Raw genomic sequence first — 21,940 nt, forward strand, 5'->3', positions numbered from 1 at the left:
GTATGGCAAAAGATATGTTCCATGAGGCGGTGCGGGTTGCATTGGAAGCAGATGGCTGGCGCATTACCCATGACGGCTATCGCCTCGTTACCGACTTATTGAAAGATGCTCTTACGGTTGACCTAGGCGCAGAAAAGTTGATAACCGCAGAGAAAGGACTTCACAAAATAGCCGTTGAGGTAAAGAGTTTCCTTGGCGATTCACTTGTTTATGATTTTCACAGCGCCTTGGGCCAAATGTTAATGTATCAGGTCAACATCGAATTACAGGAACCGGATCGACTATTGTACCTGGCGATTCCTGAACCGGCCTATGAACGAATGAACCGGCAGCGTGTTTTTGCAGTAGTCGCCGCGCGTTACAAAATCAATTTTGTTATTTACGAGCCGATTAGCAGGCAAATTGTCAAATGGATAGCGCACAACGAATAGGCCATTATGCCGCCATCGTGAGTCAGTATTTGGCGGAGCATGAGGATCAGGAAATTGAGGGTGAGTCATACCGTCGGGTGGTGATCGTAGACCGGGACCACCACCACTATCAATTAGTTGCTACGGGTTGGGTGACGCCCAGCCGCTTTGTTGATGCCTTATTAATCCATCTACAAATAAAAGCTGATGGTAAAACGTGGCTGTTGGAAAACAGCACTGAATTGCACGTAGCTCAGGATTTAGCAGATCGCGGCATCGCTAAAGAAGACATCGTCCTGGGCTTTCATCCGCCCCAGTACAGAGCGTTGACAGGATATGCAATTGCCTAGCGATGGGTACGTCCCGGCCTCGTTGCTTACCTCTATAGTGAGTAAGACTACACCGTTGGTGTAGGTGTAAGCGTTAAGTAATCAGCCAGCATTCGGTTGGCTACTTCTACCTTTATGAAAAAAGCCTTTCCGGCCATAATGGCCTGTGCGTTATTCGTTGCCGCCTGCGACGATAAGAAAAACCAGTCGTCAGAAGCGACCGAATCAGGATCAACCATGGTAGCCGCTCCGGCCTTCTCGAGTGACTCAGCTTATGCCTTTATTGAGCAGCAACTGGCGTTTGGCCCGCGTGTACCCAACACGCCTGCTCACGTGCGCGGCGGCGACTACATCGCGGCGAAGCTGAAAGCCTACGGCTGTGAGGTTACCGAGCAGCCGTTTACGGCAAAAGCCTGGGATGGCACCATCATCAAAGGCCGCAACATCATCGGCAGTATCAATCCGGCGGCAGCCAAACGCATCCTGTTTTCGTCGCACTGGGACAGCCGCCCCCGCGCCGACAACGATAGCCTCGCGGCCAACCACACTAAGCCCGTGGCGGCGGCCAACGACGGCGCCAGTGGCGTAGCGGTCCTGCTCGAAATGGCCCGTACCATTCAGCAGGCGAAAACCAAACCAACCGTAGGCATCGATCTGGTCTTTTTTGATGCCGAAGACTGGGGCGACGGCGATGAAGCGGGGAACGATAAAGAAAAGGTTGGTGGTAAGGTCGATCAGGCAGCCTCCGAGATTGATTATATCGGCTTTTGCTTGGGCTCGCGTTACTGGGCTAAAAACCCGCACAAGCCCGGCTATACCGCTTATTACGGGGTTTTACTCGATATGGTAGGCGCTAAAGGGGCTACTTTCCCCAAAGAAGGCTATTCATTGCAGTTTGCGCCAAGTGTTGTGCAAACTATCTGGAACACGGCTAGCCAATTAGGTTATAGCCAGTTCTTCACCGATACCAATGGGGCACCCATTCTTGATGATCACATCGCCCCCAATACCATTGCCAAAATCCCGGTTGTCGATATAATTCATCAGCAAAGCAACGGCTTAAGTACTTTCTTCCCCGATTGGCACACTACCGAAGATGATATGCGTAACATCGACCGGAATACGCTCAAGGCCGTTGGGCAGACGCTGATTCAGGTTGCCTACAACGAACAGCCCGATGCTGCCTAACATGAACCGGATCCTTTCTGCCACCGCCCTTTTGGCGGTTTGCCTAAGTTGCTCAGGCCCCGACAGCCTTGGCAAGCTCAACCTGAAAGCCTGGCGCGACGATCGTGGCGCCTGCAACGGGGTACGTCCCGGTCTGCTTGATGACTTCATGGCGGTCCGCGATCAGATCAAAGGCATTCATTCCAATGATCTGGGCAAAATGCTCGGCCGCCCCGACATCAACCAGATTACCGACCGCAACCAGAAACTGTACATCTATTACGTCGAGAAAGGACCGCAATGCGATGGCAACGTCGGGGCCAAATCGAATGCCAAGAGCGTCGCCCTGCGCGTCAATGCCGTTGGCCTGGTTTCAGAGGTAACGATTCAAAACGGAATCCCATGAGGAGCACCTCGCTGGGCTAACAAAAAAGCGTCCCTGGTCGTTGAAGTCGTTTGCTGATGACTTCCAGACCAGGGACGCTTTTTGTTGGACTTCTAAGCGGCTAGAGGTAAAACTTCTTCCGGCTGATCATCTCCTCGACGACATCAGGCACCATGTAGCGAATCGGCCGGTTAGCCCGCACGGCATCGCGGATAAACGTCGCCGAAATATCGAGCAACGGAGCCGACACAAGCCGCACGTTGGGGTGTTCCCGAAACAGGCTCGCTGTGGCCACGATTCCATTACGCAGGGGGCGTGGGTACACATACAGCCCGAATTCATCCAAGATACGCTCGTAGGCCTTCCAGTTGGCAAATTGGTCGAGGTTGTCTTCGCCCATGATTAGCCGAAAGGTGTGCTGCGGAAACTTCTCACGCAACCGATCCAGCGTATCGATCGTGTAGCTGGGTTTGGGCATCGAGAACTCAATGTCGGTCGCCTTCAGCCGACTGTTATCAGCAATAGCCCGTTCCACCATATCGAGCCGGTCAAACTCGTGCAGCAGACTTTTCGTCTTTTTGAACGGGTTCTGCGGCGACACCACAAACCAGACCTGTTCCAAGTCGGTTGTGTGAGCCATTGTGTTGGCGATAATCAGGTGGCCAACGTGAATGGGATTAAACGAGCCAAAGAAAAGTCCGATTGTCATATCGAAGCGGAAAAGGCGCAGCTAGATTTCAGCCCCTTTGGCAGGTACCACATTCTTCTGCAGAAAATCGTCGATCAGCTTCTGGGATTTCTGGTAGGAATCCTCGAGCTCATCGTTCACCAGAATCACGTCGAACTGATTTTGAAATGACATCTCGAAGTGCACCTTGAACAGACGCTTCGAGAGGCTGTCTTCGGTCTCGGTGTTTCGGCCAATAAGCCGTTGCCGTAGCGTTTCTTCGTCGGGGACTTTTACAAAAACAGCCAACGCACGGTCGCCGTAGTATTTCTTCAGCTTCAGTCCGCCCTGCACGTCGACGTCGAACAAAACGTGTTTACCACTCGCCCATACCCGCTCGATTTCCGACTTAAGCGTGCCGTAGAACGCCCCTACGTAGACTTCTTCCCACTCGACAAACTCATCGTTATCGATCTTCTCTTTAAACTCGTCTGGAGTCAGGAAGTAATAATCCTTGCCATTCTGTTCGGCACGGCCGCGGCGGTCGCGGGTACAGGCTGAAATTGAGAAGCCTAAATTGTCATTGGTATTGAGCAAGTGCCGGACGATGGTTGTCTTACCGGAGCCGGATGGTGCCGAAAAAATAATGAGTTTGCCTTCCAAAGGGATTGCTGTTTTGAGTGATCACTGATTTACTCAGGGTGGTCAGTCAGACAAAAGTACAAAAATCCGGGCAGCCGGGCTTCACCCCCGCTGTCTGTCAGGTACGTTGTAACGCAACTACCCTATCCGGTTCGTTGGAAGCGACAACGCGCGAATGGCCGAATACGCTAAATCAAAACTCGACGCTTACAAGGAGGCTTTTGAGCGAAAGGCATCCGCTCAGGGGTACCGCGCCGTAACGTTGTCGCCGCGTCATACGGGTTGCCGCCTTTGTTTACAACACGTGCAACCAGTTGACGATCAACACATCCTTCACCGTTAAACGCTGCTATGCCATGCTGCACATGCGCCCCCTTCTCCTGTCAACGGCTCTGCTACTAAGCCTGATTTTTGGTTGCAAAAAATCGAGTGATCCCGCCGCCAATTCGTCCTGTACGCAGGCCAACATTACCGAAAAAGCCAACGCCTATTCAGCAGCTATCCAGACGTATTCCAACGCCCCAACAAACGCAAATTGCAAAGCTGTAGTGGTCGCCTACGATAATTACCTGGCCGTAGCTCAGAACTGTTCTTCCGTCACGCAGGCTAGTGTCACTGCCATTCAGCAAGCTCGCGCCGATTTAGCTAAAACTTGCCAATGAGTAAGCTACATACGTTTAAAAAAGGAACGGGGTACATTAAACGTAATGGTTTAATGTACCCCGTTTTGGTAATGTCTTTCTCCCGACTTAGCTGAACGCAGCGATACGGGTGCGGATGTTTTCGATAATCTTCTCGGGACAGCACCGCTTCTCCATCCGATTTTGTAAAAGTGCCTTTACCTCTTGTTCAAGATGATACATCTGAATGCAGGGTTGGCACGATTCTAAGTTACGTTGCAGACGGTCGAGGTCCTGTTCGTTTCCCGCTCCATCAAGTACCATCTGAATAAACTTCAAACAGTCGGCCTGGTGCTCGCACTCATGCTTCATACTCCTCGGGGCCTCCGACGGTGATTTGGGCAAAGACGTTTGCATTGGAAAAATTTTATTTATTCCAAGATTAGTTATATTGTCGTTGTTAGTCTAACCAAACTATGTATCGAAAAAGTTCTTATCAGTCGTCAAGATTTTCGTTGTATCCCATCGAAGCCGCATAATCGCGCAGTTTTTCTTTCAACAGGTTACGGGCCCGGTGCAACCGCGACCGAACCGTACCGATGGGAATGTCTAGAATCTTGGCCATCTCCTCATACGTAAATCCTTCGATGTCGCAGAGAATAATGACCGTCCGAAAATCGACGGGTAATGAGTTTAGGGCTGTAGCTACTTCATCGCCGATCAGGTCCGACACCGTCTCGGCCCGCAGGTCGACCGTGTGTTCGGTTTCCGAGTCTTCCGAATTGTAGGTCGTCTCAACGTCGTGGTAGTCGACTTTGGCCGGTTCCTTACTTTTCTTCCGATAATCGTTGATGAAGCTATTCTTCAGGATTCTGAACAGCCATGCTTTGGCGTTGGTTCCCTGTTCAAATGAAGAGATGAACCGGAACGCCTTCAGGTACGTGTCCTGCACAAGGTCGTTGGCGTCGTCCTCGTCTGTGGTCAGGCGAAAGGCAAAATTGTACATGGAGTCGATGTGGGGCATGAACTCCTTGTTGAAGATTTGGTACTTCTGCTCTTCAGTGTATCCGCGAGTAGGCGAAGGTGTCGAGTCTGACATAGTTTCGGGCATTGTCGACATAAATGTAGGCGTTAAAGTCGGTTAGCCTCAACTGCCGCCAGTAAATTAACTATACCTTGGGGAGCGAGCTACACTGGCAGTTGCCAGTACTAGTGTACTGCAAAAACCAAACCTTTGTTCAAGAAAAAGCTTTATCGGCCAAAATGGCAGAACTAAACAATTTTCAGTTGTGTTTACTTCACCCTTTGGTGTCAGGTACGTAGGTTGGCATGGCTTCTGCTTGCCGGGTCCGCACTCAGTTTCGGGTAAAAAACTGAATCAGTACGATGCTCAGCGTGGTGAACAGCGCGCTCGCCAACGTCCGTAACAAGCTGGGTACTAACAGCGATATACTGCCCGCTTCGATCAGGAAAAGCACGCCGTGGTGGATTAGCACCAGCACAATGACATACTTGAAAAAGTCGGCGAAACCCAACTCCTGCAACGTAAAAACCACCCTCGATTCGAGCATGCGCTGCCCCATCTGCACGCGCACAATCAGCGGCCGCAGGTAGGCCATCAGCACCGTAGCGGCGGCGTGCATGCCTAACGTGTTATAAAATGTATCAACGATAATGCCGGTGGCGAAGGCCAGCAGCAGCAGCACCGTCTGGCTTATTTCGTTGGGCAACAATAAGATACAGGCTACGTAGAGAAAACAGAAGCCATAGTCGAAGATGACCAGGTTCCGGACAATCAGAATCTGAAGGGTTAGGTAAAGCAGGAATAAGATGCTGATCGTGATGATTTCGCGGAGCGTCATAGAGAATGGCAGTGGGCGGGGCCGCCAAGTATCCGCGAAGGTAATGCAGATAGCCGACAGCTATTTTATTCGTTACTTCTCGCTATCGATTTGCTTCTCGACCTGCGACTGCTGCTCAGCCTGTTTGTTATCGACGACATAGACGTAGAGCAGGCTGCTAAAATTCGTCGACAAAGCTACGCTGAGGTCGTGGAAAGGCTGCGCTGGCTGGGTACGTACCTCACTGATACGCCCAATGAGGATACCCGGCGGGAACACAGAGTTGTATTCTGAGGTCATCACCGAATCACCCTTGCTAACTGGCTTATTCCGTGAGATATCCACCAGCGTCATGCGCGTTGGGTCGATACCGGGCCAGCGGGCCGTACCGATTTCTTCGGCCTTTACCAGCCGAGCCGATACCCGAAACTCGGAATGCAGGATTGAGGTGACAACGGAATAGTGCTCATTACAGAAACGTACCCGGCCCACAATACCCGTTGGCGAGATTACGCCCATGCCGGGCCGAATGCCATCGGCAGTACCCTTATCAATGGTCAGGGTATTATTGGCCAGTGTCGTGGTGTTATTGATCACCTTAGCCACAGTAAATTGGAACCGGTTGGCAAATAACGAGTCGGCTTTGTAAGCAGTCGGGGCAGCCGGGCTGCCTTGCTGACGTTGTGTCAGTTGGGTTGTCAAGCGCTTATTCTCGGCTGCCAGATCCGCGTTGACCTGCCGTAGGTTGGTGTATTCGCGCGCCGAATTCGACCAGGCCAACATCTGCGCGGCGTAGCGGTTGGACGTGTTGAAGAAGCTCGCACTCCAGTAATTGTTGGTGTTAACCACGAAGTAAAAGCACAGTACTTCGAGCAACACAAACAGGATGAAGTTGCGGCTCTGGGCAATAAAGGCAAAGAGTTGTTCCACGCGGCGGAAGGTGGGAGGGTATAAATCGTAAAATTGCTGGCGCTTGGGGCGTCTAGTCGAAGCCCCAAGCGCCAGCAATTTTTATACGCTTCTGCGTTACGAAATCAGCACCGACTTGTACATATCGAGGTTTTTGATCACCTCGCCTGTCCCTTTCACCACGGCCTTGAGCGGATCATCGGCCACGTGAATAGGGAGTTTGGTTTTCGTCGCCAGCCGTTTGTCGAGGCCGTGCAGCAGCGCGCCACCGCCCGTCAGGTGAATACCGTTGGTGTAGATATCGGCCGAGAGTTCGGGCGGCGATACTTCCAGGGCTTTCATTACGGCTTCTTCGATCTTCGAGATTGACTTGTCGAGGGCGTAGGCGATTTCGCTATACGTCACTTTAATCTCCTTCGGAATACCCGTCATCAAGTCACGACCGCGGATTTCGTAGTCGGTTGGCGGGTTGTCGAGTTCGGGCAGAGCTGAGCCCACTTCCATCTTGATCTGCTCAGCCGAGCGTTCACCGATCAGCAGGTTATGCTCCCGGCGCATGTAATCGACGATGTCGCGGGTAAACACGTCACCGGCAATCCGGATCGATTGTTCACAAACAATACCCGACAGGGCAATAACGGCGATTTCAGTAGTGCCGCCCCCGATATCAACGATCATGGTGCCGTTGGGCTGGGTGATGTCGATACCGATACCGATAGCGGCAGCGATTGGCTCGTGCACCATGTACACCTCCTTGGCACCTGCGTGTTCGGCGGAGTCTTTAACCGCCCGTTTTTCTACCTCAGTAATGCCCGACGGGATGCAAATGACCATACGGTGCGAGGGCGAAAACAGCCGATTCCCCGACTCGATCATCTTGATCAGGCCCCGGATCATCAGCTCGGCCGCCGTAAAGTCGGCAATTACGCCATCTTTCAGCGGACGGATGGTCTTGATGTTTTCGTTGGTCTTTTCGTGCATCTGCATCGCCTTATGACCAATTGCCAGCACTTTCCCGCTGACTTTGTCCATGGCGATGATCGACGGTTCGTCTACGACGATCCGGTCTTTGTGAATAATGAGGGTATTTGCCGTCCCCAAATCAATGGCAATATCGCTGGTCAGAAAATTAAAAAGTCCCATTTCAGGCTTGTTACGAAGATAAGCAGAGCTTGCGTGTTGGGGTCACAGGTCATTAGTCATGGACAATCCGTAGCTAGTAGAAGCAACCAATAATCGATGACTAATGACTAATGACCGATTGCTATTACAAAAGTAGGGATAATTAAATAGAACTTTAGCCCACTGCCTGAATGGACTTTTCTTTTTGTCCGTGAGCGTTAGCGAATTACAGGCAATCGGGTATCGGTTAGCATGCCCTTAAAATACCAAACCCGCCCCAACTTGTTGTTAGGGCGGGTTTGGCCAGTTCAAAACAATGAACGATTACTTTTGAGTAGCAGCGTTTTTCTGATCCTGAACTTCAGCACGGATCTGCTGGGCCATCGTTTTCAAGTCCTGCATGCCTTTCCGTACGCGAGTTCCGGCAGCCTGGTTCTTTTTGTCGTAGAATTTATCAAAGTCTCCTTCCAGCGACATAACCAGGTTTTTAATCTCCTCAAAGCGTGTCATACGATTGGGGTTTAAGTGTGAAAAAGTGCTTAAATGCGCTAAAAACGCGCATTTCGGCGGAAATATAGTTATTCTGACATAGACAACAAGAGCTACGTCAAAAAAATAACCGAATAATCCTACTTAAACCCCGATACCTTACTCAGCGGCAGTCTCAGTGACCGCCGATTCGGCCATTGCAGTCAATCCAGAGGGTTTTTCCTGCACATAGTAGCCATTTTTGATCTTGTCGGAGATAGCGCTGAATGTGTTCAGTGTGTACTCGACATCCTCCAGCGTGTGAGCCGCCGTCGGGATGATCCGAAGCATAATCACCTCTTTCGGTACGACCGGATAAACCACAATCGAGCAGAAGACGCCGTAGTTTTCGCGCAGGTCTTTGATCATGTTGGCAGCCGCTACAACGCCCCCGTTATTCTGCATCAGTACGGGTGTAACGGGCGACGTGGTTTCGCCAATGTTAAAGCCACGCTCACGCAGCCCGTTTTGCAGAGCACGCACGTTTTCCCACAGTTTTTCGCGCAGTTCGGGGTGCTTTTTGATCAGTTCCAACCGCTTCATGCAACCCACCACAAACGGCATCGGCAGGGCCTTGGCGTAGGTCTGCGAGCGCATGTTGTACTTCAGGTACATGATGATGTCGTGGTCGGCCGCGACAAACGCGCCAATAGCGGCCATCGACTTGGCAAACGTCGAGAAGTAAATGTCGATACCGGCCTGGCAGTTGAGCAGTTCGCCTACGCCCGCGCCCGTGGCGCCCATCGTGCCGAAGCCATGTGCGTCGTCGACCAGCAGGCGGAAGTTGTATTTTTCCTTGAGCGCAACAATCTGATCCAGGCTCCCCACTTTACCCGACATGCCGAATACACCTTCGGTGATGACGAGAATACCACCGCCTTTTTCGGCCGCTTTCTTCGTAGCCCGCTGAAGGTTTTTCTCCAGGCTGGCCATGTCGTTGTGGTTGAACTTGTAGTACTCACCCATCTTGGCCTTGTGCAGCCGGATACCGTCGATCAGGCAGGCATGCGATTCGGCATCGTAAACGATCACGTCGCGGTGGTCGACGAGGGCTTCGATAGCCGACATCACGCCCTGATAACCGTAGTTGAGCAGGAAGGCATCTTCCTTACCCACAAACTCGGCCAGGTCTTTCTCCAACTGCTCGTGCAGATCGCTATTGCCCGACATCATGCGGGCGCCCATCGGATAGGCTAGTCCCCAATCGGCAGCGGCCTGCGCGTCGGCTTCACGCACTTCAGGATGATTGGCCAGACCCAAATAGTTATTCAGGCTCCAGTTGAGCATCTTCTTACCATTAAAGGTCATGTGCGGCCCTAATTCACCCGTTAGCCGCGGAAACGCGAAATAATGGTGACCGTTATATTCGCGTGCTGCGCCGCCGATAGGACCAAGATTGGTTCGTAGCTTCTCAAATAAATCCACTTTATATTGCCGTTTTAAGCCTTAATGGCTTGTTTTTAACATGTTTAGTGCAAAAATACATAAATTAAGAATTAAGAATAAAGAATTAACGAAACAGAGTACGCGCGACGGAGCCCAGAACGTGACGCTTGGCTACTGGTAAGCCCCTTTACACTTACTTCTTAATTGAGTACAGGATGCTTCTTGTGCCAGTCGGTGGCATCCTGATAAGCCTTGGCTACAGCCAGTAGCCGCCCTTCGGCAAAGAGCTGCCCGTTGAAGGTAATGCTCGTGGGCGTTTTGGCCGCGTTGAACCCGTTGGGCAGCACCACGCACGGATGTCCCGTCAGATTGGTCAGCGTCAGGTTACCGCCCGCGTAGGTCGGCGTGACGTAGACATCGACTTTCGCCTTCTTAAGTACATCGTACATCTGGTTGATGAGCTGGGTACGTATGCGGTTGGCCTGCACGTACTCGATGGCCGGAATAAACCGGGCCGACCGGAATTCGTTGGGCCAGGCGGCTTTCATCTGCCGCACCATCTGATCGTCGCGCCCCGAGCGGGTGAGTTCGTCAAACGCGGCCCCGCCTTCCACCCCGATAATGAGCGAGAGCGCTCCGTAGCGGAAGGGCGGCAACTCGATCGGTACAAACGTAGCGCCCAACTTACGGAGGGTTTCGAGGGTAGCCTGGTCGTTGGTTTTATTGGGGTATTCGCTATCGAATGCTTTTTGGACAATGCCAATCCGCACACCTTTGAGCGACGGCAGCGCCGCGTAGTTAAACGGTGTTTTCACCACGGTCGGGTCGAAGCCATCGGGCCCCTGAATGGCCCGGAAGACGAGTGCGCAGTCTTCGACGCTACGAGTCATGGGGCCAATCTTATCCATCGACCAGGCCAGCGCCATGGCCCCGTGCCGACTCACACGCCCAAAGGTGGGCCGTAGCCCCGTGACGCCGCAGACCGTCGAGGGTGATACAATGGAGCCGAGCGTTTCGGTGCCGATGGCAAACGGCAACAAACCCGCCGATACCGTACTGCCCGACCCCGCCGACGAGCCGCTCGAACCCGTTTCGGGTTTCCAGGGGTTGCGGCTCATGCCACCAAACCAAACGTCGCCCCAGGCCAGTTCGCCCACGGCCAGTTTGGCACACAGCACAGCTCCTGCCTCTTCAAGGCGCTTCACAACGGTGGCGTCGTAGTTGAGCGTCTGCTCTTTGTAGGGCACCGACCCCCAGGTGGTTTTATAACCCCGCCGGGCCAGCAAATCTTTGGCACCGTAGGGGATGCCGTGCAACGCCCCCCGGTAGTTGCCTGCTTTCAGTTCAGCATCGGCGCGGCGTGCCTGTTCCAGCGCCAGTTCTTCGGTAAGCGTGATAACGTTGAAAAGGCGCGGCCCGTAGGTTTTGAGCCGGTTCAGGAAAAAGCGGGTTAAGTCTTCTGACGAGACCTGCCGGGTACGTATCAATTCGCCCAACTGCGCCACGGTATAAAACGCCAGTTCGTCGCGGTTAGCCGGCATACGTACCTGACCCACCGCCGACGCGGCAAAGGAGTCGGGTCCCTTCGGGAGTTGAAAACCAGTTGGCAGCGGGTTAAAATAAAGCGCTGGCGCCACGTCGTTTTTCAGGTCGACAGCCCGAATGGTTTCGAAGTCTTTGCGCTGATCGTTGAGGTTGTCGAGCATCGAATCGCGCTCGGCCCGGGTGAACGGAATGCCGAATACCCGCGAGGCTACGTCGGCCATTTCGGCCGTAAGGGGCTGGGCGGGGTCGTCGTGGTGGCTGAAAAACGCACCGGCGGCAAAGGAGACGGCGCAGAGTGTGATGAAACGTACTACTTTATGCATGACAGGTGTATCATAACTACTTTATCCCTGTCAAGGTACTATATGTAGGCGTCAAATAGCGTACGAAACAAGCCCTCACCAACGGAAATTTCGTGTTTAGAAGCAATAGCCAAATAAGCCTACGGCCGATTACGACGATCAGGTACGTATCGATGACGCTACGGCAAGCTCGCGCCACTCGATCAAGTGCTTTCCGGCTGACAAGCAATCCCCTCATTCCGTCAAACAGCGTACCTGATACCTATACTAATAAATAATAAGTACGTCGTCTGATTGACTCCATAAATCCCAATTCGTACTGGTTGCCACCAAAAATACAGCTATCTTAATTGTAAGTATTGGCTAGTTATGGCACGCTCAGTAAACATTGATGCGGATAAAAAATAATTGATAGCCCTAACGGTACATTAGATGCCTTTACAATCCTCCTATCCCCCTTACCGACAATGGATTTCAAAGATCAGATTCGCCAATTAGGCGATCGCGTGGTTAAACTTAAAGAATCGATCCTTACCGAAGAAGCCACTAAAACGGCGCTCATTCTACCCTTTATTCAATGCCTGGGGTATGACGTCTTCAACCCCCTGGAAGTTGTCCCTGAATTCATCAGCGACATTGGCACTAAAAAAGGCGAGAAGGTTGATTACGCCATTTTGCGGGATGAGAAAACCCCCTGCATGCTTATCGAGTGCAAACACTGGGCTCAAAGCCTTACGCTGCACGACAATCAGCTTCTACGCTATTTTCATGTGACATCGGCTCGTTTTGGTGTGTTGACAAACGGTATTATTTATCGCTTCTACACCGATTTGACAGAGCCCAATAAAATGGACGAAAAGCCATTTCTGGAAATCAACATGCTCGATTTACGGGACAATCAAATTGAGGAGCTTAAGAAGTTTCATAAATCCTATTTCGATGTCGAGCAGATTATTTCGACGGCCAGCGATCTTAAATATACGGGCGAATTAAAAGGCCTGATCCAACACGAATTGGCCAATCCGTCCGACATGCTCGTGCGGCATTTTGCCAAACAGGTTTACCCCGGTATGCTCAACGCCAAAATGATGGATTATTTTACCGGTCTGGTGCGTAAATCATTTCAGCATACCTTTTCGGATCAAATTGCCGATCGCCTTAAAACAGCACTTAGCCAGGAAGAAGGCAGCGTTGCTACGCCCGCAGTCGAGACAGTAGCTATTGACGAGAAGAACGGGTCGCTGATTGTCACGACGGCCGATGAGCTGGAAGGTTTCTACATCGTGCGGGCACTGCTTCGGACCAAAGTCGATCCCACCCGTATTGTCCATCGCGACGCCCAGACCTACTTTGCCATCCTCCTCGACGACAACAATCGAAAGCCTTTATGCCGGCTTTATTTCAACACACAGAAAAAATACATCGCCTTCCTGGATGAGGCCAAGAAAGAAACCAGGTATGAGCTGACAGGTCTGAATGACATTTTCACGCATGAAATGACATTTTCACGCATGAAGAACGCCTGTTGCAGACGTTGGCGTTGTACATATAGCAACCACAAACAAGGCCCGATGATCCATCATCGGGCCTTGTTCACGAACTAGAATTAGGTGGCGCACCGGCCAATTAACTGCTACTTTACCGTCATGGCTAGCTTCACGGCTTCGGCCGCGTTGACGATGCCGCCCGAAATGCTGAGGGTGCTGAACGGGGCCATTCGGTTGGTGCCGGGCACGCGCACCATGATATCGGGTTTGTAAGCACTCTTCATCAGGATTTCCTTTACCTGCACAGCGGTCAGTTTAGGGAAATACGACCGAAGCAGTGCGGCCACACCCGCCACGCACGGAGCAGCCATACTCGTGCCGGTCAGGCTCTGGTAGGTGCTGTGGGGCGTGGTAGCGTCAATATCGGTGCCGGGGGCAAACAGATCGACACTCGTCTGTCCGTAGTTTGACGACGACGCAGGCAGACCCGAATCCATCCGGCGGGTCGAATTACCTACCGTGATGTAGTTTTTCGCGAGTTGGCCGTCTTCGTACTGCGGCCGTGGGTACGTTGGTAGCGAGTCGACATTCTCGGCGTTGTTGCCAGCCGCGTGGACCAACAGCACGTCTTTTGACTCGGCGTAACGGATGGCCGCATCGACGGCATCTTTGTAGGGCGAAAACCGCTTGCCAAAGCTCATATTGATTACTTTGGCGCCATTATCGACGGCATACCGAATGCCATTGGCCACGTCTTTGTCGCGCTCGTCGCCACCGCTGGGCACAACGCCGACCATCATCAGACGGACGTTATCAGCCACACCGTCCACCCCCACGTTATTCCCTCGTTTGGCACCGATGATGCCCGCTACGTGGGTACCGTGCATGGCCAGTTCTTCCGAGTTGCCGATGACCAGTTTCGGGCTACCGTAGTACCGCTCGGTTGGGTCGTCGGGATTGTCACCGACGGCTTTGCGGCCATTCTTGGCGGTAGCGACTTCCTTTTCGTGCTTATCGATCTCGCCTTCGAGCAGCGGTTTTAGCCGCGAGTACACTAGTTTTAGGCGATCGCCCATATTCTGGAAAGTGCCGAACTGGGCCATGAACAGTTCGCTCATAAACGACCGGGCACCCAGCGCAGCTGAGTCTTTGCCAACCTCGGCACTGGCAATGCTTTCGGCCGAAAAGGGTTTGTCTTTCACCGCCTGAATCACTTGGTCGATACCGGCTTCGTAGCGCGTCTGATCTCGGACGACGTAGCGCCAGTACGCAAACCGGGAATCGGCCTCCCCAACGCGGGCTTTGGCTTTCTGGTAGATATCATACTGCTTCTGCTGGGCAGGCGAGAGTTTGGTCCGGTCGGCATTACCGTATTTGGGCTCCCAGAGCGTGATAATCTGCGTGACCTCGTCCTGATCGGCTTCGTAGGTTGTGCCATCTTTCGCTCCCATAAAATTCCAGCCGTTCAGATCATCGACGTACCCGTTTTTATCGTCGTCGGCGTTGTTGCCCGGCTTCTCATTCGGGTTTACCCAAACCACGTCGCGCAGGTCTTCGTGAGCTATATCAATACCCGAATCGACCACCCCAACCGTGACGGGTACCGATTTGCGCCCCTTCAGCAGTTGATAGGCTTTATCGAGGCTAATGCCGGGAATCGAGTCAGTAGCGGGGTCCTTGTAGGACCATTGATCAAATTGGCCTTGTGGTTTCACAACCATCGATTGGGCCAGGGCTTGTGTGGCGATGCCAAGGCCAGCGCAAACGGCCATTGCAACGGGCCGAATCCAATACGTTTTGTGTCTCATTACCGTAAATAACGCAAACGCCCCCCATTTCTGCACACCGGATTTTGTTATTTAAATCAAAAAAAGCGGGCTTAAACGGCTGCTGCACAAGCGCTACTCAGGTACGATAATGACCGATAAATCGCCCATACTAACGATGCGGTTTGCATTATCCAGATACGTTACCCTCTCTGATCGGCCATGTCCAGCAGCGTACCTGGCCGGTCAGGATGCCCTGGCGACTCGCCCCTGCAACTTACCGATGGGGCTAAGCTGGCTCAGATAGCTAATGGAAGAAAACCGTGCTAGTCTCTAGGATACATAACCTCTCTTTATCCAATGTCAACTTGGCTAACTATCTTCTTTATTTAACACACAGGCATTTTATCAGTATGCATTAGATTAATAACTGCTTTATTGACAGACAATAAATTAGGTTAAGCGTTTGATTCTATAATTCGTTCTCTCAGCAAAGGCATCTTACCCGCGTCGACAAGGACATGCTTGATATGTTCTGACCTACTCTGTCTGTCCAAGCTCTTACCAGAGCTATTCGATACATACACTAAAATTTGGTAGTCTTTAAATGCCTCTTCTCGCCAGTCATTCTCGGTGGAATTATAATTACTCATTATACTTAATTCATCAGCTAGTGTCCCCCTGTAAAGACAATAATCACCAGAGTATGAGGAATGCCTACGGGTGAAGGCCACCTCAAGTAATGAGGCAATTTGATCAGCAACGCTATCAACGTCATTACCACTTGCCCCATATAGACAGTAATACTTTTTAACCATACTTGTATAAACGGCTCAAGATGAGTGAAAGTTACTAAATCTTTTCAGTTTAGGTAAGCATCATTTCACTGTCTATTTTAACCTGATTTACTTAAGAACAAGGCATGGTCATGCTCACCGCTTTGGCCTTCTCCGCTTCTTTATCTGGGAAGATCATAAAGTTGACTGGACGACCCGCTAACTTACTGAGTTTGTCACGCATGGGTTTGAGATTCAGCCTATCGGCCAACTCATCCGAGTCGATGGGTTGCACTCGGCTACCGCCCCCTTTGGTCAAGCCAAAAGATTTTGCTTTCTCGTAGAGGTCTTTGTCCGCTAATGCAACGTCGAAGTCGCTCACCCGCCCAACCTCGAACAGCTTGCTCGTATCATGACTAACGCCCGTAACCGCGCTGCCCTGCATAAGCGGAGTTACATTTGGATACCCCATCCGTGTGAGTTGCCCCTTAATAGATTGGGCAAACTGTCGATACTGTCCAAAACTCCTGAATCCTTTAGGGAGCTTAACGAGTCCGAAACCGTCTACCCAAGACGATGGATTATGAGGATAAGCATATAATTCCGCTCCACCCAGCAACCGAATCGGATCCTGACTCACATAGTTCCCTTGCTGCGGATCATAATAGCGGAAGCGATTGTAGTACAGGCCCGTCTCCACGTCCTCGTACTGGCCCTGAAAGCGGAAGGGACAATCTGAACGTGTGCCTGCCTCGATGCGTACCCGCCCGTAGGCCGTCGTCTGGGCCGCCCAGGTACGTTGCCCACGCTGATCCACCATGTCCAGCGGCGTACCCAGGTGATCGGTCAGGATGCTCTGGCGGCTAGCACCCTGTAACTTGCCGATGGGCGCGAAGCTATCTTCCTCGAAAAGCCAGGTGATGACCGCCTCGGTGTTGGTGCCGTCCAGGTCCACCATGGCCTGCTCGTGCACGAAATTGAGCTTTCAATACCAGTAAAAATTATGATTTAATTACGATGCGGTCCTTAGACCCACTACTCAATACATTAGGCTGGCTCTCATACAGTTTGTAAAGTATGGAATCGAATGATTGACCTTTAGGTGGGGTTATTGTAGAAAAATCACAATCTATAAAAGTCACAAATTCACCAAATACACTCTCATAAAAGTTTACATTTTTCAAAACCGGCATTCTTCCTTTATTTGTATCATATATACCATTAAATGTAATATCGCTCAACTTACCAATGAAATTACATCCATCGAAAGAACTACCATTAAAGTTTATATTTTTTAACTTGCAATTATCAAAACGACAATTAATGAAGTTCGTAAAATTAAACTCTTTTCCCTGAAAATTACATTTAAAAAATAAACAATCTTCATAATTACCATCATTACTGCCAAAAGTGGAATTATAAAAGTTTACTCCCATAAACTGGCAGTTTTTAAAACTTGATTTATGAAAAAGCTTAGAACCTGACACACCTGTCTTATCAAAATAACAGTCTACAAATATTACTTTATCAAAAATAGCACTATTAAAATTAGTTTGAGTAAAATCACAATTACTGAAAACATTTTCAATAATTCTAGTTTTCAAATCCCACGTAACCCCTTTATGATTTGTATTCTTTTCCATAATTTTGACATTTAAAACCCTAAATTACCAGAAAATCCCAGTACCGGCTCCAAAATCCTTGTCATATTTAGCTTGATGTGTCCCCTTATCCCAATCAGCTTTTGTCGTCAAATCCCAATACCTATTAGCCTTAAGATCATAGACATCAGGCCCAACTTTACCACGGGGGGTAGTGCTTAGATGAGCTAAATCAGGGTCAGCATCAACCTTGGCTTTGAACCGCGTATCTACCTGGGTACCCATATATAACCTTTCTTTACGTGTTACGTAAGCTTCATGATATGCCTTAACCTTTGGATCTGTTGCAGCAGCAGCACGATTGCGGGATCGTTGAATTGAAGCCTGCTGCTTAGGAGACAGAATAGCTTCAACACGGGCTTCATCAGCATGTTTTTGAAGTTTCTTGGTTATTTCGCAACTAAGTCCGGAAGGATCAATGTACAACGTTGGATTGATAACGTACGTATAAAATTTGTCACCGCCAATTAGCCGTATCGGATCCTGACTCACGTAGCTTCCCTCCTGCGGGTCGTAGTAGCGGAAGCGGTTGTAGTACAGGCCCGTCTCCACGTCCTCGTACTGGCCCTGAAAGCGGAAGGGACAATCTGAACGTGTGCCTGCCTCGATGCGTACCCGCCCGTAGGCCGTCGTCTGGGCCGCCCAGGTACGTTGCCCACGCTGATCCACCATGTCCAGCGGCGTACCCAGGTGATCGGTCAGGATGCTCTGGCGGCTAGCACCCTGTAACTTGCCGATGGGCGCGAAGCTATCTTCCTCGAAAAGCCAGGTGATGACCGCCTCGGTGTTGGTACCGTCCAAGCCCACCGCTGTCCATTCGTGGAGGGGCTTGTTGCCTTCCCATAGCCAATACGTCGTCTTGCCTTTGTAACTCTTACTGAGACGACGACCCAGCGCGTCGTAGGTGAACGCCACGCGGTGACCATCGGGGCGCAACACGCTAGTCAACGTGCCGTTGCCCGCCCACGCATACTGCCAGACCTCGCCCTTGCGGGTGATCTTCTGCGTCAGTTTGCCCTCCGCGTCGTAGTGATATGTCGCCTGCCGACTGCTGAGAAGCTGCCCACCCGGCCCATACTGTCGGTCGTCTTTGGCTTCGCTTTCGTAGAGGTTACCCACCGCATCGGGCAGCCGCAGTTCCTGGCTCCCATCGCCATAGTGCGCTTTGGTCAACGCACCGAATACGTCGTGCTCGTAGCGGTTTGAGCCCGTGAGGCTGTCCTCAATCTGGCTAAGGATATCCCCCGTTTGCCATTGGTAGGTACGTTGGCGCGTGGCGCTGCCCCCCGCCGTGATGCGCTGCTGGGTAGGCCGACCCACCGCGTCGCGTTGCCAGCCAATCTGGAGGTTGCCACTCAGGGTACGCTGCATCTCCAGCCCCCGGCTGTCATAGCCAAACTGCGCCTGCCAACGCCCCGCCGCCATCTGACTCACGTTGCCCAGCGCATCATACTCAAGCCCCAGATCAGCCCCCAACGACGAACGTACCTGGGTACGTTGCCCCAGCGCGTCGTAGCTGTACTCAATCCAATGCTCGCCCTGCGATTCCCGACGTACCCGGCCCAGCGCGTCGCGCTCTAGGTGTACAGCCGCCACTTCGTTATCGGCCCGGATTAAGGCACCCGCTTCATCGTAGTCGTACCGTTCGGTAGTACCATCGCTATACTGCACCGTCCTGATCTGGCCGGTTGGGCTGTACTCGTAGGCAGTGTATCGGTCGGCGGGGCGCAACACGGTGGTCACCCGGCCAGCCGCGTCGCGTTCATACCGGCGAAGCAAGCCATCGAAGCCTTCTTCTTCAATTACCTGCCCGTTGGCGTCCAACCCAAAGCGATACAGCAGGCCTGCTTCGTTGGTCAAGCCCGTCAGCCGACCTTCTTTGTCGTAGCTAAAACCCACCTGCTGCCCGGCCTGCCGACGCTGACTCAACCGACTTTGGCCGGTATACGTAAACTGGACCACCTGCTCACCCTGACGGGCTTCAATTACATTTCCCACGCCATCGTAAACCAGCGTTTGCTGCGCTCCGTCGGGCTCGGTAAGCTGAACCAGTTGCCCTAACCGATCATAGCGGCGCGCCTGAACGGCACCCGTTGGATCAGTCAGGGTTATCAAACGCCCAAGCGCATCATAACCTCTTGATCGGATTTGCTCGTCCGGAGTGATGATGTGCGCCAGTTGATGCGCATCATCGTAGCGAAGCTGCGTGGTTTGTTCCAGCGCATTGACAACGGTAACGAGCCTTCCCTGCTCGTCGTAGCCATAGCGGGTTTGCGCACCCAGCGGATCGGTTTGCCCAATGAGCAAGCCTTGCTCATTATAGCTGTATAGCCACAGGCTACCTCTGGCATCGGTATAGGCAATGGGCCGATCGTCCTCGTCGTAATCGGTATATTGGCTACTGCCGTCGGCATAACGGGTTGATAGCAGATTACCCGATTCGTCGTAGCGGTATTGTGTCGTCTGGCCCAGCCCATCGGTTTGCGCCAGCAGCTGGTTAAAGTCATTATACAACCACCGCTGGACGTTGCCTAGTGGGTCTGTCTGCTCCGTAACAACCCCACGTTGATGGCTGTACCGGGTTTGCTGGTCGTAGCTATCCCATACCAATGTTGTCTCGCGATCGATGTAGGTGAGCTTCGTGTCGAAGATCCCCCCGTCGCCCCAGGTATGGATGCAGCGGGCCGGTAAACCAGGCTGGGGGTTGGTTTCATACTCAAAATAAAAGCTAAGCCCGACAGCGTTGGTCTCCTGAATCAGTTGATGACCCGCGAACCGATACTGGGCCTGGTTCCCTTCTGCGTCGGTCACGGTGGTCAGGTTCCCCAATGCATCATAGGTATAGCGCACCAGTGGCATCTGCGCACTGCTGTCGTCGGGGTCAGGCCCACTCAGGGCTATCAGTTGCCCGTGCTCGTTGTAGGCAGCAGTAAGGAGACGGCCCGCCGAATCGGTGATCTGATCCAGCTGCCGGTTGGCGTGATAGCGAAATCCGATAAACTGCCCCGTGCTGTTTTCGATCGTATGCAACGGCTGATACGACCCATCCCCTGCTGGTGGCGCAAACGTATACCATAGCCCTTCAGCCCGATTGAAAACTAACCACGGAGTCGGCGATCCATCCGTAACGAGTGGTCGATGCAGGGCCAGTCCGCTTGTTCGGTCGAATACGGGCTGATCGGGCCGTTGTGGTGGTTCAAAGGCCACTTGTCGGCCATCGGCCATTCGCAACACGGCAACGTTGGTAGCCCTGTCAAGCGCTAAGCCCAGATCATAACGATGATGCCAGCCATACCCGAGTGGTCCCCGATAATCGGAAGCCGAGTACCAGGTACGTTCCCAGGCAAAGGGGATTGGGCCGGGCAGGCTGAAATCGACAGCTTCTGTAAACAGCAGGCCCGTGGCTACATCAATGGGGTGACCCACCTTTGTGCACAGTTCCTTGCCGGCGGCTTTCACCTCATCGAGTTTCGTTAGCAGCTTGGTTGGGACTACCCTTTCTGCTTTCTGTACCAACTTCAGACCACGCCGGGCCAACTTCGCCGCACCAACGGCGTTACCGGCCAGCGGAATCATAGACGCCGCGCTCAGGGCAGCCTCGCCATAGCGCCCCTCGGCCAGATAGATGGCGGCATTGGCCGCGTCGGCCACTTCGCCCAGTACCGGAATCATGCCCACCACATCCAGCACGGTGTGTAGACCTTCCGTGAAGGCACTGGGTTCCTCTTCGTTCTTTTTAGGCCTACTAGTAGTAGATGTCTGCTTGCCGAACGATTCGCCGGCGCCGTGGCTTTCCAGCGGCCAATTATTGTCATGCACAACGGCCCCTATCGCAATTCGCTGGGGGCTGATCTGTAGCTGAACTTGACTACTGCCTACCCTGGACGAAGAACCACCACCCTGACCCGGCAGAAAGCTGATGTCCAGCCCCGTACAATAAGCATTGAAGAAGCTGATGGTCTTCTCGGTCGCTTTAGACGCAGCCTCTACTAAGCGCACTTTACCATCCTGCTGCATGGTCGGCGACAGCATCCACTGATACAGAAATGAATCCTGATCGGCAGGAATAGTCAGCGTACACGTGATGGTACCACCCAACACAGGCGAAGCTGGCCGACCCAATTCGTCGACCTCCTGACGCACGTAGAGTTCATACCGATACAGGGGGTATTTCTTCCCGCCTACTTCCAAAAAGGCCGTGAATGATGCCATATCTTACGCAATCCGCCGCGCCATGAGCCACTACGACTGGCTATCTGGCCGTTCGCAACGCAACGGATAAGCTGATTATCCACTAATGTACGTGCCCTACAATTCAACAAGGCCCCAAATGCAACCATTTTGATCAAACGGCGACATCGTCACGTACTTGGCTAGTACCCTCTAGTAAATACTCT

General features: G+C 52.2%; 19 protein-coding genes. 6 read left to right on the top strand and 13 right to left on the bottom strand.

What is annotated here, in order from left to right:
- Positions 1–2 precede the first annotated feature (2 nt).
- The 4 genes from FAES_RS25480 (at position 3) to FAES_RS25495 (ending at position 2,312) form a co-directional block, all read left to right on the top strand.
- Entirely contained in the window at positions 3–431 is a 429-nt protein-coding gene (locus FAES_RS25480) for an element excision factor XisH family protein (RefSeq protein ID WP_041258396.1), read from the top strand.
- The gene (locus FAES_RS25485; RefSeq protein WP_041258397.1) at positions 410–760 is read left to right on the top strand and encodes an element excision factor XisI family protein; all 351 of its coding nucleotides are present in this window, start codon (positions 410–412) and stop codon (positions 758–760) included. Before FAES_RS25480 ends, FAES_RS25485 begins: the two co-directional genes overlap by 22 nt.
- A gap of 114 nt (positions 761–874) precedes the next feature.
- Positions 875–1,927: a M28 family peptidase gene (locus FAES_RS25490; RefSeq protein WP_015334085.1), complete on the top strand. Its 1,053-nt coding sequence runs from the start codon at positions 875–877 to the stop codon at positions 1,925–1,927.
- Entirely contained in the window at positions 1,917–2,312 is a 396-nt protein-coding gene (locus FAES_RS25495; protein ID WP_015334086.1) for a hypothetical protein, read from the top strand. Before FAES_RS25490 ends, FAES_RS25495 begins: the two co-directional genes overlap by 11 nt.
- A 100-nt stretch (positions 2,313–2,412) precedes the next feature.
- On the opposite strand, the gene nadD is transcribed toward FAES_RS25495, so the two are convergent.
- Together nadD and gmk are read right to left on the bottom strand one after the other, a co-directional pair.
- Positions 2,413–3,000 carry a nicotinate (nicotinamide) nucleotide adenylyltransferase gene (gene nadD, locus FAES_RS25500; protein WP_015334087.1) on the bottom strand — a complete coding sequence of 196 codons (588 nt, stop codon included), beginning with the start codon at positions 2,998–3,000 and terminating at the stop codon, positions 2,413–2,415.
- Positions 3,001–3,021: 21 nt separating this feature from the next.
- Positions 3,022–3,621: a guanylate kinase gene (gene gmk / locus FAES_RS25505; RefSeq protein ID WP_015334088.1), complete on the bottom strand. Its 600-nt coding sequence runs from the start codon at positions 3,619–3,621 to the stop codon at positions 3,022–3,024.
- A gap of 344 nt (positions 3,622–3,965) precedes the next feature.
- Here gmk and FAES_RS25510 point away from each other — a divergent pair, with 344 nt between their 5' ends.
- On the top strand, positions 3,966–4,262 hold the full coding sequence (locus FAES_RS25510) for a hypothetical protein (RefSeq protein ID WP_148289450.1): 297 nt from the start codon (positions 3,966–3,968) through the stop codon (positions 4,260–4,262).
- Positions 4,263–4,716: 454 nt separating this feature from the next.
- Here the strand turns inward: FAES_RS25510 and FAES_RS25520 are convergent, their stop codons facing one another.
- The 7 genes from FAES_RS25520 to FAES_RS25550 all read right to left on the bottom strand — a co-directional run bounded on the left by FAES_RS25520 (position 4,717) and on the right by FAES_RS25550 (position 11,874).
- A complete protein-coding gene (locus FAES_RS25520) occupies positions 4,717–5,340 on the bottom strand; it encodes a sigma-70 family RNA polymerase sigma factor (RefSeq protein WP_015334090.1) in 624 nt (207 codons plus the stop codon).
- Positions 5,341–5,575: 235 nt separating this feature from the next.
- Complete coding sequence (locus tag FAES_RS25525) at positions 5,576–6,082, bottom strand: hypothetical protein (protein WP_015334091.1); 507 nt, start codon at positions 6,080–6,082, stop codon at positions 5,576–5,578.
- A gap of 72 nt (positions 6,083–6,154) precedes the next feature.
- Positions 6,155–6,991: a rod shape-determining protein MreC gene (gene mreC / locus FAES_RS25530; RefSeq protein ID WP_041258399.1), complete on the bottom strand. Its 837-nt coding sequence runs from the start codon at positions 6,989–6,991 to the stop codon at positions 6,155–6,157.
- A 96-nt stretch (positions 6,992–7,087) separates the two neighbouring features.
- Complete coding sequence (locus tag FAES_RS25535; protein ID WP_015334093.1) at positions 7,088–8,113, bottom strand: rod shape-determining protein; 1,026 nt, start codon at positions 8,111–8,113, stop codon at positions 7,088–7,090.
- 303 nt (positions 8,114–8,416) lie between these two features.
- Positions 8,417–8,602: a BF3379 family histone-like protein gene (locus tag FAES_RS25540; RefSeq protein WP_015334094.1), complete on the bottom strand. Its 186-nt coding sequence runs from the start codon at positions 8,600–8,602 to the stop codon at positions 8,417–8,419.
- Positions 8,603–8,740: 138 nt separating this feature from the next.
- Positions 8,741–10,045, bottom strand: coding sequence for an aminotransferase class I/II-fold pyridoxal phosphate-dependent enzyme (locus FAES_RS25545; protein ID WP_041258400.1), 1,305 nt, complete (start codon positions 10,043–10,045; stop codon positions 8,741–8,743).
- 161 nt (positions 10,046–10,206) lie between these two features.
- Positions 10,207–11,874, bottom strand: coding sequence for an amidase (locus tag FAES_RS25550; RefSeq protein ID WP_015334096.1), 1,668 nt, complete (start codon positions 11,872–11,874; stop codon positions 10,207–10,209).
- Positions 11,875–12,320: 446 nt separating this feature from the next.
- On the opposite strand from FAES_RS25550, the gene FAES_RS25555 reads away from it, so the two are divergent.
- Entirely contained in the window at positions 12,321–13,457 is a 1,137-nt protein-coding gene (locus FAES_RS25555; RefSeq protein WP_015334097.1) for a type I restriction endonuclease, read from the top strand.
- Positions 13,458–13,486: 29 nt separating this feature from the next.
- Here FAES_RS25555 and FAES_RS25560 read toward each other — a convergent pair whose 3' ends face one another.
- The 4 genes from FAES_RS25560 to tssD all read right to left on the bottom strand — a co-directional run bounded on the left by FAES_RS25560 (position 13,487) and on the right by tssD (position 21,755).
- Complete coding sequence (locus FAES_RS25560; protein ID WP_015334098.1) at positions 13,487–15,148, bottom strand: S8 family serine peptidase; 1,662 nt, start codon at positions 15,146–15,148, stop codon at positions 13,487–13,489.
- Between the two features lie 867 nt (positions 15,149–16,015).
- Positions 16,016–16,855: an RHS repeat domain-containing protein gene (locus tag FAES_RS29330; RefSeq protein WP_051054316.1), complete on the bottom strand. Its 840-nt coding sequence runs from the start codon at positions 16,853–16,855 to the stop codon at positions 16,016–16,018.
- A 28-nt stretch (positions 16,856–16,883) separates the two neighbouring features.
- Positions 16,884–17,525: a pentapeptide repeat-containing protein gene (locus FAES_RS29805; protein WP_083891511.1), complete on the bottom strand. Its 642-nt coding sequence runs from the start codon at positions 17,523–17,525 to the stop codon at positions 16,884–16,886.
- 24 nt (positions 17,526–17,549) lie between these two features.
- On the bottom strand, positions 17,550–21,755 hold the full coding sequence (gene tssD / locus FAES_RS25570) for a type VI secretion system tube protein TssD (protein WP_015334100.1): 4,206 nt from the start codon (positions 21,753–21,755) through the stop codon (positions 17,550–17,552).
- Between the last annotated feature and the right edge of the window lie 185 nt (positions 21,756–21,940).

The sequence above is a fragment of the Fibrella aestuarina BUZ 2 genome (assembly GCF_000331105.1).
In the GTDB taxonomy this organism is placed as follows: Bacteria; Bacteroidota; Bacteroidia; order Cytophagales; family Spirosomataceae; genus Fibrella; species Fibrella aestuarina.

Bases quoted from the DNA above. Each gene is read 5' to 3' on its own strand.
- FAES_RS25485 (WP_041258397.1), top strand. From the start codon at position 410: ATGGATAGCGCACAACGAATAGGCCATTATGCCGCCATCGTGAGTCAG.
- FAES_RS25555 (WP_015334097.1), top strand. From the start codon at position 12,321: ATGGATTTCAAAGATCAGATTCGCCAATTAGGCGATCGCGTGGTTAAA.
- FAES_RS25560 (WP_015334098.1), bottom strand. From the start codon at position 15,148: ATGAGACACAAAACGTATTGGATTCGGCCCGTTGCAATGGCCGTTTGC.
- tssD (WP_015334100.1), bottom strand. From the start codon at position 21,755: ATGGCATCATTCACGGCCTTTTTGGAAGTAGGCGGGAAGAAATACCCC.
- FAES_RS25550 (WP_015334096.1), bottom strand. From the start codon at position 11,874: ATGCATAAAGTAGTACGTTTCATCACACTCTGCGCCGTCTCCTTTGCC.
- FAES_RS25495 (WP_015334086.1), top strand. From the start codon at position 1,917: ATGCTGCCTAACATGAACCGGATCCTTTCTGCCACCGCCCTTTTGGCG.
- FAES_RS25520 (WP_015334090.1), bottom strand. From the start codon at position 5,340: ATGTCGACAATGCCCGAAACTATGTCAGACTCGACACCTTCGCCTACT.
- FAES_RS29805 (WP_083891511.1), bottom strand. From the start codon at position 17,525: ATGGAAAAGAATACAAATCATAAAGGGGTTACGTGGGATTTGAAAACT.
- nadD (WP_015334087.1), bottom strand. From the start codon at position 3,000: ATGACAATCGGACTTTTCTTTGGCTCGTTTAATCCCATTCACGTTGGC.
- FAES_RS25480 (WP_041258396.1), top strand. From the start codon at position 3: ATGGCAAAAGATATGTTCCATGAGGCGGTGCGGGTTGCATTGGAAGCA.
- FAES_RS25535 (WP_015334093.1), bottom strand. From the start codon at position 8,113: ATGGGACTTTTTAATTTTCTGACCAGCGATATTGCCATTGATTTGGGG.
- FAES_RS25490 (WP_015334085.1), top strand. From the start codon at position 875: ATGAAAAAAGCCTTTCCGGCCATAATGGCCTGTGCGTTATTCGTTGCC.
- FAES_RS25510 (WP_148289450.1), top strand. From the start codon at position 3,966: ATGCGCCCCCTTCTCCTGTCAACGGCTCTGCTACTAAGCCTGATTTTT.
- FAES_RS25525 (WP_015334091.1), bottom strand. From the start codon at position 6,082: ATGACGCTCCGCGAAATCATCACGATCAGCATCTTATTCCTGCTTTAC.
- FAES_RS25540 (WP_015334094.1), bottom strand. From the start codon at position 8,602: ATGACACGCTTTGAGGAGATTAAAAACCTGGTTATGTCGCTGGAAGGA.